At 56.3% G+C, this 11,971-nt stretch carries 7 protein-coding genes; all 7 read right to left on the minus strand.

The features are described 5' to 3' along the window. Positions 1 to 241 precede the first annotated feature (241 nt). The 7 genes from HII27_RS03545 to HII27_RS03575 all read right to left on the minus strand — a co-directional run bounded on the left by HII27_RS03545 (position 242) and on the right by HII27_RS03575 (position 11,882). Positions 242 to 1,105, minus strand: coding sequence for a dimethyl sulfoxide reductase anchor subunit family protein (locus tag HII27_RS03545; RefSeq protein ID WP_185666574.1), 864 nt, complete (start codon positions 1,103 to 1,105; stop codon positions 242 to 244). A gap of 1 nt (position 1,106) precedes the next feature. After that, positions 1,107 to 1,724, minus strand: a complete 618-nt coding sequence (locus HII27_RS03550; RefSeq protein WP_035892446.1) for a DMSO/selenate family reductase complex B subunit — start codon at positions 1,722 to 1,724, stop codon at positions 1,107 to 1,109. 10 nt (positions 1,725 to 1,734) lie between these two features. Further along, entirely contained in the window at positions 1,735 to 4,179 is a 2,445-nt protein-coding gene (gene dmsA, locus HII27_RS03555; RefSeq protein WP_185666575.1) for a dimethylsulfoxide reductase subunit A, read from the minus strand. A 199-nt stretch (positions 4,180 to 4,378) separates the two neighbouring features. Continuing rightward, on the minus strand, positions 4,379 to 5,671 hold the full coding sequence (serS, locus tag HII27_RS03560; protein ID WP_185666576.1) for a serine--tRNA ligase: 1,293 nt from the start codon (positions 5,669 to 5,671) through the stop codon (positions 4,379 to 4,381). A 92-nt stretch (positions 5,672 to 5,763) separates the two neighbouring features. Beyond that, the gene (gene rarA / locus HII27_RS03565) at positions 5,764 to 7,107 is read right to left on the minus strand and encodes a replication-associated recombination protein RarA (RefSeq protein WP_185666577.1); all 1,344 of its coding nucleotides are present in this window, start codon (positions 7,105 to 7,107) and stop codon (positions 5,764 to 5,766) included. Positions 7,108 to 7,116: 9 nt separating this feature from the next. Continuing rightward, positions 7,117 to 7,728, minus strand: a complete 612-nt coding sequence (lolA, locus tag HII27_RS03570; protein WP_185666578.1) for an outer membrane lipoprotein chaperone LolA — start codon at positions 7,726 to 7,728, stop codon at positions 7,117 to 7,119. Between the two features lie 122 nt (positions 7,729 to 7,850). Continuing rightward, on the minus strand, positions 7,851 to 11,882 hold the full coding sequence (locus HII27_RS03575; RefSeq protein ID WP_185666579.1) for a DNA translocase FtsK 4TM domain-containing protein: 4,032 nt from the start codon (positions 11,880 to 11,882) through the stop codon (positions 7,851 to 7,853). Between the last annotated feature and the right edge of the window lie 89 nt (positions 11,883 to 11,971).

Consider the following 11,971-nt stretch of genomic DNA (forward strand, 5'->3'; position numbering starts at 1 on the left):
ACAGATTTCGTGCGCATCATGCCACTGCCAAAAACATTGTCAATCCACCTGATTTCAACGGCGGGAGGCTTTCTGGCTCAACGATTGACGTTTCTTATTCAACGCAACGATAAGCTACGCTTAAGTTATCTTATTATTTTGTTTTTATTGGAAAATAGGCGAAACAGTAGAAGAAGGTTCAGTCGAAAAAATTCATGAACAAAAAGTGCCAGGGCTGGAACGCCCTGGCAGCTTATTTTGCTTAGCTGGCGACCGCCATACCGACGGTCATGTGCAGGCCATAGAAAACGCCGCGACCCAGCATCTCACCGACCAGCACCAGCACAAACGCCAGGCTCAATAGCGGCAGTGCTGGCTGGTAGCCTTTGAGCTGCGGCCCCACCCAGCAAACCAGCGCCAGGGCGATGGCGACAATACGCCACGCCATCAGCGAGCCATAGTCGGGAACCAGAGCCGAAGCCTGCTGAATTGAGCTTTGAATCGACGCCAGCTCTACGCCCTGCATCGTGGTGACAATCACGCTCACCACCAGCGCGGCAAGGCTGATAACCGGCAGCAGACGCATGCCCCAGCCTTCAACGCTAGCCCAGCGCAACAGCAGATAACCGAGCAGCGGGCCGCCGATAAACAGCGTCAGGAAGAAGCTCAGCGGCGTCCAGATGGTGTACCAGGTGGGAACGGTATCAATAGTGTTATAGACACGCACCATCATCCAGACAAACACCACGCCCAGCACCGCCGTCACCACCAGCCACACGCTGCGCAGTGCGCAGGAGAGCTTATTGGTAACCGCCAGCAGCCAGCCGATACCGCCGACGGCAAAGAAGATTGCACCGCTGGCAATTTCGTTACTCAGCGAGGAGGCACCGACGCGGTTCAACGAGTTAAAGGCACGCATCGGCGAACCGAGGTGCATGGTCGAAGCGATAAAGCCAATGCCCATCAGCACCCACAGCGCAAACATGCTCAGCACTATACGTTGCTGCTTTTCACGAGACAGTTGCCCTCTTATCAATGCCAGTGCCAGAACGATAAACCCGCCCGCCACACATTGCCCAAACACCGTGAAGATCATCAACGGCCATTCATGCCATCCACTTCCCATCTCACACCTCCTTCGGATTGGCCAGATAGCCAGTGGTATCGCCGCACGGACGTGCATTGGCGTTGGGTTTAATCACAATGCTGGGCTTGGTGAAGTGCGCGGACGGCAGCGGCGCGACCGCCGCAAGCGTACCGTGCTTCTGACGCAGCTCTTCGATAGGACCAAAGTCCAGCGCACGCAGCGGGCAGGACTCCACGCAAATCGGCTTTTTGCCTTCCGCCACGCGCTCATGACAGCCGTCGCATTTGGTCATGTGACCTTTAGCTTCGTTGTACTGCGGCGCACCATACGGGCAGGCCATATGGCAGTAACGACAGCCGATGCAGACATCTTCGTTGACGACAACAAAGCCATCTTCGCGTTTGTGCATCGCGCCGCTAGGGCACACTTTGGTACAGGCCGGGTCTTCGCAGTGGTTACAGGCGATGGAGAGATAGTAAGCAAAGACGTTCTGATTCCAGACGCCGTTGTCTTCCTGCCAGTCGCCGCCCGCGTATTCGTAAATACGGCGGAAGCTAACGTCCGGAGTTAAGTCTTTGTAATCTTTACAGGCCAGCTCACAGGTTTTACAACCGGTGCAACGAGCGGAGTCAATAAAAAAGCCATATTGGGTAGTCATCGGTTACTCCTTACACCTTCTCAACCTGGACAAGGTTCGTGTGCGATGGGTTGCCTTTCGCCAGCGGCGACGGACGTTGAGTGGTCAGCACGTTAATGCTCCCCGCCTGGTCGATACCTTTAGCATCCGGGTTGTACCAGGCCCCCTCACCCAGCGCGACGATGCCCGGCATCATGCGCGGCGTTACCTTAGCTTCAATATGCACTTCCCCACGGTCGTTAAAGATACGCACACGATCGCCGTTCTTGATCCCGCGTTTCTGCGCATCCAGTGGGTTGATCCACATCTCCTGACGACAGGCCGCTTTCAGTACATCGACGTTGCCGTAAGTCGAGTGAACGCGGGCTTTGTAGTGGAAACCGGTCAGCTGCAGCGGGAATTTCTCGGCCAGCGGATCGTTATAATTTTCAAAGCCTGGGGTGTAGATCGGTAACGGATCGATCACATCGCCTTCAGCCAGTTCCCAGGTCGCAGCAATTTGTGCCAACTCTTGCGAGTAGATCTCAATTTTTCCGGACGGCGTGGTCAGCGGATTGGCCTGCGGATCTTCACGGAAGGCTTTATAGGCCACGTGATGCCCTTCCGGGTCACGTTGTTTGAAGATACCTTGCTTACGGAAGGTATCGAAGTCCGGTAGTTCCGGCACAGCCTGACGAGAAAGTTCGTGCAGATGACGCATCCATCCTTCCTGCGTCCGCCCTTCGGTGAACTGCTGCTCAACGCCCATGCGTTTTGCCAGCTCCGTGGTCATCTCATAAATCGTTTTGCACTCAAAGCGCGGTTTGATGACCTGATCGGTAAAGATAACGTAGGACATGTTGCCGCAGGAGGCATCCAGCGCGAAGTCCATCTGCTCAGACGCGGTGCAGTCCGGCAGCAGGATATCGGCATATTTCGCCGATGAGGTCATGTGGCAGTCAATCACCACAATCATTTCGCACTTCTTATCATCCTGCAGAATTTCATGGGTACGGTTGATTTCAGAGTGCTGGTTAATCAGGCAGTTACCGGCGTAGTTCCAGATCATTTTGATCGGTACATCCAGTTTGTCTTTGCCACGCACGCCGTCACGCAGCGCCGTCATTTCCGGCCCGCGGACGATCGCATCAGTCCACATAAACATGGAGATACTGGTCTGTACCGGGTTTTCCAGCGTTGGCATACGCTCAAACGGCACCTCATAGGAGCCTTCACGCGCGCCGCTGTTACCACCGTTAATCCCGACGTTACCGGTCAGAATCGACAGCATGGAAATAGCGCGGGTGGCAATTTCACCGTTAGCGTGGCGCTGCGGCCCCCACCCCTGGGAGATATAGGCTGGTTTCGCCAGCGCAATTTCGCGCGCCAGTTTTACGATACGCTCAGCAGGAATACCGGTGATAGTGGATGCCCACTCCGGCGTTTTCGCCGTGGCATCGCTACCCTGCCCAAGGATATAGGCTTTGTAGTGACCGTTGGCCGGCGCGCCTTCAGGGAGCGTTTTTTCGTCGTAACCGACGCAGTATTTATCGAGGAACGGCTGATCGACCAGGTTTTCAGTGATCATCACCCACGCCAGCGCTGAAACCAGGGCCGCATCAGTGCCCGGACGGATTGGGATCCACTCGTCTTCGCGACCGGCACCGGTATCGGTATAACGCGGGTCAACGATAATCATACGCGCATTAGATTTCTGACGCGCCTGCTCCAGGTAGTAGGTCACCCCGCCGCCGCTCATGCGTGTTTCACCAGGGTTATTCCCAAACAGCACGACCAGCTTGCTGTTTTCGATATCTGACGGGCTGTTGCCGTCGGCCCAGCCGCCGTAGGTGTAGTTCAGGCCTGCGGCAATCTGTGCGGAAGAGTAGTCACCGTAGTGGTTCAGATAACCACCACAGCAGTTCATCAGACGTGCCACCAGCGTTTTACCCGGTGGCCAGGAGCGAGTCAGCGTACCGCCGAGGGTACCGGTGCCGTAGTTAAGATAGATAGATTCGTTGCCGTAATCTTTGATCAGCCGTTTCATATTATCGGCAATGGTATCAAAGGCTTCTTCCCAGCTGATGCGCTCGAATTTGCCTTCGCCACGTTTGCCTACCCGCTTCATCGGGTACTTCAGACGGTCCGGGTTATAGACGCGACGACGCATAGAGCGGCCGCGCAGACAGGCGCGAACCTGATGCAGACCATCGTAGTTATCATCGCCGGTGTTATCCGTTTCGACGTATTTAATCTCGCCATCGACAACATGCATGCGCAGCGGGCAGCGGCTTCCACAGTTTACCGTACACGCACTCCAGGTCACGCGCTCTACCGCCGTAGTCGGCGCAATCGCTTCTGCGGCGTGCGCAATACGGCTGAAGGGAAGCGTAAACGCACTGCTGGCCATCGCCAGTCCGCCTATGGCCGTGGTTTTCATCAAACCACGACGGCTGACCTCAGCTGCCAGTAAAGCATCGGGGGTTTCAGTTTTCATGGACTCTCACTTCGTTGCTAACATTGAAAACATGATTCGTTATATAGTTATTTATATAACGAAATGTTATTATTGTAGTTTTATATGCTGGTATTACTTAGAAGGGAGTATTAAACGTTCTACCGAGAGAGGTATTGTTCAGTATCAATGCGGATATAAAAAAAGCGCCTTGCGGCGCTTTTTTGTAGAACAGGAAGGATTAACCGATGTATTCCAGACCGTTCATGTATGGACGCAGTACCTCAGGCACTTCAATGCGACCATCTGCCTGCTGGTAGTTTTCCAGCACGGCAACCAGCGTACGACCTACGGCCAGGCCAGACCCGTTCAGGGTGTGAACCAGACGCGTTTTCTTGTCGGATTTGCTGCGGCAGCGAGCCTGCATGCGGCGCGCCTGGAAGTCCCAGACGTTAGAGCAAGAGGAGATCTCGCGGTAGGTATTCTGCGCTGGAACCCAGACTTCGAGGTCATAGGTTTTGCAGGCGCCGAAGCCCATGTCACCGGTACACAGGATAATTTTACGGTACGGCAGACCCAGCAGCTGCAGGACTTTCTCCGCATGGCCCGTCATCTCTTCCAGCGCTTCCATGGAATCTTCTGGACGCACGATCTGCACCATCTCAACTTTATCGAACTGGTGCATACGGATCAGACCACGAGTGTCACGACCGTAGGAACCCGCTTCGGAGCGGAAGCACGGCGTGTGTGCGGTCATTTTGATCGGCAGATCGTCTTCGTCGATGATTTCATCGCGCACCAGGTTGGTCAGCGGTACTTCTGCCGTTGGGATCAGCGCGTAGTTGCTGCTGTCAGCTTCTTCTTCCAGCGGACGAGTATGGAACAGGTCACCGGCGAATTTTGGCAGCTGGCCCGTACCATACAGCGTGTCCTGGTTCACCAGGTAAGGCACATAGTTTTCGCTATAGCCGTGCTGTTCAGTGTGCAGATCCAGCATGAACTGCGACAGTGCGCGGTGCATACGGGCAATCTGGCCTTTCATCACGACGAAACGTGAACCGGTCAGCTTCACTGCCGCGGCAAAATCAAGCCCGCTGTGCATTTCGCCCAGCGTCACGTGATCGCGGATCTCGAAATCGAATTCGCGCGGCGTGCCCCAGCGGCTAACTTCAACGTTGTCGTTTTCGTCACGGCCAATCGGTGCGTCGTCATGCGGGATGTTCGGGATGGTCAGTGCAATATCGCGAATCTCAGCCAGCAGAACATCCAGCTCTGATTTAGCGGCATCAAGTTGTTCGCCAAGCTTGTTCACTTCCAGGCGTAAAGGCTCAATGTCTTCCCCGCGTGCTTTCGCCTGGCCGATGGATTTCGATCGCGAGTTACGCTCTGCCTGCAGATTTTCAGTTTCTACCTGCAGTACTTTACGACGCTCTTCAAGAGCGCGAAGTTTATCTACATCCAGCTTAAAGCCCCGGCGTGCCAGTTTTTCTGCGACTGCGTCTGGCTCTGTACGCAGCAGATTGGGATCGAGCATGCTTATCCTATGCTTATCGAATTGAAAGTGGAGTATGCGACCACAGCCCGTGGTCGCAGAGGTACATCGACAACATTACCGCAACGACTGCACTAGCGGTAGCGTTTTGTGCGGCTATTTTGATCCTGTTCAGCGAGCCAGGCGAGCTTTTCGCCAATCTTGCCTTCAAGACCTCGGTTAGTCGGGTGATAGTAGCGCGTTTGTGCCATTTCGCTGGGGAAATACTCTTCACCGGCGGCGTAGGCGTTGGGCTCATCGTGGGCGTAGCGATACTCCTGCCCATAGCCCATCTCTTTCATCAGTTTGGTCGGCGCATTGCGCAGATGTACTGGAACATCGTAATCAGGACGTTCGCGAGCATCAGCCATTGCGGCTTTAAAGGCGGTGTAGACCGCGTTGCTTTTCGGCGCACAGGCCAGGTAGACAATCGCCTGGGCGATAGCACGCTCCCCTTCGGCCGGGCCGACGCGGGTAAAGCAATCCCAAGCCGAAATCGCCACCTGCATAGCGCGCGGGTCAGCATTACCGACATCCTCAGAGGCAATGGCCAGGCAGCGGCGCGCAACGTACAGCGGATCGCCACCTGCGCTGATAATACGGGCATACCAGTAGAGCGCGGCATCGGGCGCGCTGCCGCGTACCGATTTGTGCAGCGCCGAAATCAGGTCATAGAAGCGGTCGCCTTTGTTATCAAAGCGGGCACTGCGCTCACCGGCAATTTCGGTCAGAAGTTGAGGCTGCAACACGCGCTTGCCGGAATCATCAAGCTCTGCCATGTCGGCCATCATTTCCAGCGTGTTCAGCGCACGTCGGGCGTCGCCGTTCACCAATTCCGCAATTGCACGGCGCGTCTCGTCCGGCAGAACAATATCTTGCCCGCCGTAGCCGCGCGCTTTGTCTTCCATCGCCTGAGTAAGCACTTGCTCAATATCCTCAGTGGTCAGGGATTTCAGCAGGTAGACGCGCGCACGGGAGAGCAGCGCCGAATTGAGCTCAAACGAAGGGTTTTCAGTGGTTGCACCGATAAAGGTGATGGTGCCATCTTCAATATGCGGCAGAAAGGCGTCCTGCTGGCTTTTGTTGAAACGGTGAACTTCATCGACGAACAGAATGGTGCGGCGACCGGCGTTGCGGTTCTGTCGAGCGCGCTCAATGGCCTCGCGAATCTCTTTCACCCCGGAGGTGACAGCGGAGATCCGTTCAACATCGGCATTGGCGTAGCGAGCAATCACTTCCGCCAGGGTCGTTTTGCCGGTGCCCGGCGGCCCCCAAAGGATCATCGAGTGCAGATGGCCGGCTTCAATAGCGCGAGGCAACGGCTTACCTGCAGCCAGCAGATGCTGCTGGCCGATATACTGCGCTAAGTTTTCTGGCCGCATACGGGCGGCCAGAGGTTGAAATGCATTATCGGAAAAATCGAGCGACAAATTGCTCACGCCGGCCTCTTACTTACGCTGATCGTCCACCGTCACGCCCTGCGGCGGTGTAAAGGTGAATTTGGAGGCGTCAATTGCGCCGTTCTGCTGCGACTTCAGCTGGTAACTGCTGCGCTGATCGTCCTGCTCAATCGCGCTGAACTGATGGATTGTGCCATCGCGCCCTACGTTGATGGTGAATTTCTTCAGGTTGCCATTGTTGCCGCGCGGCGTTAGTACGAAATCATCACCGGTCTGCTGGATATTGTACTGCTGCCAGTCGCTGGCCTGGTTACGCGCAATCAGCATAAATGGCGTGTTGCCGGTCGCGTCTTTCAGCCAGGTGGCGGTAGCCTGCTCAACAAACGGGTTGTAGAACCACAGGGTTTTACCGTCAGACACCAGGATGCTTTCATCTGGTTGGGTCATATGCCAGTTAAACAGGTTTGGACGTTTTACCCACAGATCGCCCTGACCTTCCTGCACCGCGTTGCCGCTGCCGTCAGTCACTTTCTGAGTGAAGCTAGCATGGAAGCTGCTGACTTTATCGAGACGGCTTTTCAGGTCGCCTGCGGCATCAGCCCATACGCTGCTGACAACAAAGCTGGAAAGTAATGCACACGTGATCGCGATCTTTTTCATTAATAATCCTTAATTAGCCTCATGCTCCCGGCAGGAGAGCCTCTGGCACTCACTCTAAGACTTCGCCCAGAGCGGTGACAGAAGAAAATACTGAATTCTGACTTATTTACCCATCTTTGCAATCAATCGAACGGCGGCGGTGCCAGCACCTCACGGTTGCCGTTGTGCCCCTGTTCGCTGACGATCCCCTGCGCTTCCATCTGTTCGATGATACGGGCAGCGCGGTTGTAGCCAATACGGAACTGGCGCTGTACGCCGGAGATTGACGCTTTGCGTTTCTGGGTCACGAAATTGACCGCCTGATCGAACAGCGGATCTAACTCTTCGCCGCCATCGAAACCACCGCCACCGCCTTCGCTTTCGCTGTCGGAGGTGATGCCATCAACATACTGCGGACGACCACGCGCTTTCCAGTCCTGTACCACTGCGTGGACTTCCTGGTCACGGACAAATGCACCGTGCACGCGCACCGGGTTGTTCGAGTTCGGACCGGCATAGAGCATATCCCCCATGCCCAGCAGTGACTCAGCGCCGCCCTGGTCAAGGATAGTACGGGAGTCAATTTTACTGGAAACCGTAAACGCAATACGGGTTGGAATGTTGGCCTTAATAAGACCGGTAATCACATCCACCGATGGGCGCTGGGTTGCCAGCACCAGGTGGATACCCGCTGCACGCGCTTTCTGTGCCAGACGGGCGATCAGTTCTTCCACTTTCTTGCCGACGGTCATCATCAGGTCGGCAAATTCATCGACCAGCACGACGATATACGGCAGTTTTTCCAGCACCGGATGCGTGGCATCCATGCTGTCGCCCGGTTTCCAGTAAGGGTCCGGAATCGGACGACCCATGCGCGCCGCTTCGGCAATTTTTTCGTTATAACCGGCAAGGTTTCGTACGCCAAGCGCCGACATCAGCTTGTAGCGACGTTCCATTTCGTTGACGCTCCAGCGCAGGGCGTTAGCGGCGTCTTTCATGTCGGTGACCACTTCAGTCAGCAGATGCGGGATCCCTTCATACACTGACAGTTCCAGCATTTTCGGGTCGATCATGATGAAGCGGACGTCTTCAGGCTGCGCTTTATAGAGCATACTGAGGATCATGGCGTTCACACCGACGGACTTACCGGAACCGGTGGTACCGGCAACCAGCAGGTGTGGCATTTTTGCGAGATCTGCCACCACCGGCTCACCGGCAATATCTTTACCCAGCACCACCGTCAGCGGCGATGGGTTATCGCGGAATTTATCGCAATCCAGCACTTCGCGCAGGTAGACGGTCTGACGTTTTTTATTCGGCAGTTCCAGGCCAACGTACGGTTTGCCAGGAATAACTTCTACCACGCGCACAGCAACGGTCGACAGCGAACGCGCCAGGTCACGGGACAGGTTCGAAATACGCGCAGCCTTCACGCCCGGTGCCAGATTCAGTTCGAAGCGGGTGATAACCGGACCTGGCGAGTAGTTCACAACGTCCGCTTTAATGCGATAGTCGGCCAGTCGGGTTTCCACCAGACGCGCCATCTGTTCCAGCGCAAAGGTGTCCACCGGTTCCACTTCCGTTGGCGGCGGCGTTAAAAGATCCAGCGATGGCAACGGCGTCGTCGGCTTTTGCAGAGGACGATCGTCACCGTTACGCATCAGCAGCGGGTGAATCAGGCTCTCCTGCTGCGGTGGCGTTACCGGCTGATGTGCAGGCTGCTGCACATGCTGTTGCGGCTGAGCATACTGTTGCTGCGGCGGTTGTTGCTGTTGATAATGCTGTTGAGGCGGCGGCGTCACCGCAGGCTCCGGCATCACGCTCGGCGTGAACAACGGCGCTTTCGGTGTCTCATCCACCAGTGTTTTCATCGGCGAGAATTCAAAATCGTCGAGGGAGAACGGATGCGCCCCCTCTGGCTGCTCACTGGCATAGCGATTCTGCTGAGACGCGGCGAACTGGCGCGCCAGTTCCGCTTCTGCGGCGGCATCTTCATCGTTCTCTTCGAACGCATAGCTATCCTGCTCGTCCGCTTCTTCGCCATAACGTTGCTGCTGCGAGGCGGCAAACTGGCGAGCCAGCGCATCCTGCTGCAGCGCATCGGCTTCATCGTCGGTCAGCGGCTGATTATCCTCAGGCTGATAGCGCTCAGCTTCACGAGCAGCGCGCTCCTCGGCCATCCGCTGCGACGGTAGCTTGATGCCGTATGAGGCCAGTTCACGGCGCGTCGGCACGCGAACGCGATTAGGGCGCGGCAACTGTGGGCCAATGCCTTCTTTGACCTGCGAGCGCGGGCCGTCAGCTGGGCTAAACAGCGGTGCTGAGGCCGCAGCTGCGGCGGCGGTTCCGGCGGCTGCCGCTGCCGCATGGCGAACGCTGGCAGCAACCGGTGCAACGGCAGCGGAAGGTTCTGGCACAGAAACCGGAATGGACGGCGCGGTCGATGCACGCTGTTCCATTGGCGCTAACGGTTCCGGAATGGGTTGATACCACGCCGCCAGCTGTTCACGCTCACGTGCGCGTTTCTCTTCCACTTCTTCGAAATAGTACAGCGGCGGACGATGAGCAGGTTTAATCTCCTCTTCCACTACAGGTTCTGGCTCTACGGCAGGCGTTAGTTCAGCCTGTGGTACGTTCAGATAATCAGATTCAGCGGTATAGGGTTGTTCTTGCTGTGGCTGTTCGTAAGCAGGCTGCTGCGGCTGTGCATACTGCGGCTGCTCATAAGCAGGTTGCTGCGGCTGTGCGTACTGCGGTTGCTCATAAACAGGTTGCTGCGGCTGTGCGTACTGCGGCTGCTCATAAGCAGGTTGCTGCGGCTGTGCATACTGCGGCTGCTCATAAGCAGGCTGCTGCGGTTGCGCATACTGCGGCTGCTCATAAGCAGGCTGCTGAGGTTGTGCGTACTGCGGCTGCTCATAAGCAGGCTGCTGCGGTTGTGCGTACTGCGGTTGCTCATAAACAGGTTGCTGCGGCTGTGCATACTGCGGCTGCTCATAAGCAGGCGGCTGAGGTTGTGAGTACTGCTGCTCGTAGGCAGGTTGCTGCACCGGCGGCCATCCTTCTGGCGTCGGTGCAATAACCGGTTCACCCGCCGTTGGAGCAGGAACGGCCTGCCATTCAACGGCAGGTGCAGCAACAGGCTGCTCGTTCATGGACGGCGCAGCTAATGTTGGGTCGGCGGCCCACGCCGCTGTGCCTGTAACGGCAACGGCCTCAGCGACGGTATGAGCGCTCAGTAGAGGGTCGTACTCATCATATTCGGCGGCACGCGTCGCGCTGGCACCAGAGAACAGCACATCATCAGGATCGACCTGAGCCGCATAGTGGCCCGCCTCTTCCGGTTCGTCCATACGACGGCCAGAGAACAGCGCCTCGTCCGTTTTACGCACCATCGGGTTAGAGAATTTTTTGGCGATCCGCTTACGGCGCGCCAGTGCACCTCGCAGGATGCGCGCACGACGAGATTCACGCGACGCTTTCTGCGTCTCCTCGCCGTCGTCTTCATATTCGTCTTCTTCTTCGTACTCGTCTTCATCAACCCAGGTGTCGTCACGACGGGTTCGGTTGCTGGCGAACGTCAGAATGTTGAGGATCCAACTGCCCATTTTTTCGGCAATGCTGACCCATGACCAGCCGGTAAACAGCGTCAGGCCCGCGGCCCAGATACAGAGTAGCGCGATGGTCCCGCCGCTGCTGTGCAGCATCGGTTGCAGCGCGGTGCTGAGCAGGCTGCCAATCACGCCACCGGAAGCAAAGTACCAGATGTCATCGGCGTTTATCGCCGCGAGGCCGCATGAAGTAAGGATGATCGCCAGTACGCCAATCAGGCGCAGCGAGACGGCGAAGTAGTCGATGTACTCATCGTTCGAACGATGCCGCCAGGCAAACCAGCAGCCACCAACAATAATGACCGGTATGGTATAAGCCATTACGCCAAAGATGAAGAACAGCGTATCGGCCAGCCATGCGCCTGGTGCGCCACATAAATTGTGGATCGGTTCGTGCCAGGCCGTTTGCGACCAGCTAGGATCGGAAGGATTGAAGCTCAGTAGTGCAGCCATTAACCAAACGGCAAAAATGGCGCATAAAAGGAGTAACGCCTCAAGGAGTCGGCGTCCGCTGCTGAGTTTTGTGAGTTTGACTTCTTTGTCTTCTGTATATTCCTGGCTCAAGAAAGGCTCTCCAGGTGCCGAATGCTAAAACGGACAACAGTGCCAGATTGCGCCGACACTGTTGCTGTATGGATTAACAGGAGTGTAAT

The sequence above is a fragment of the Kluyvera sichuanensis genome, assembly GCF_014218705.1.
GTDB lineage: Bacteria > Pseudomonadota > Gammaproteobacteria > Enterobacterales > Enterobacteriaceae > Kluyvera > Kluyvera sichuanensis.

Bases quoted from the DNA above. Each gene is read 5' to 3' on its own strand.
- dmsA (WP_185666575.1), bottom strand. From the start codon at position 4,179: ATGAAAACTGAAACCCCCGATGCTTTACTGGCAGCTGAGGTCAGCCGT.
- lolA (WP_185666578.1), bottom strand. From the start codon at position 7,728: ATGAAAAAGATCGCGATCACGTGTGCATTACTTTCCAGCTTTGTTGTC.
- serS (WP_185666576.1), bottom strand. From the start codon at position 5,671: ATGCTCGATCCCAATCTGCTGCGTACAGAGCCAGACGCAGTCGCAGAA.
- HII27_RS03550 (WP_035892446.1), bottom strand. From the start codon at position 1,724: ATGACTACCCAATATGGCTTTTTTATTGACTCCGCTCGTTGCACCGGT.
- HII27_RS03545 (WP_185666574.1), bottom strand. From the start codon at position 1,105: ATGGGAAGTGGATGGCATGAATGGCCGTTGATGATCTTCACGGTGTTT.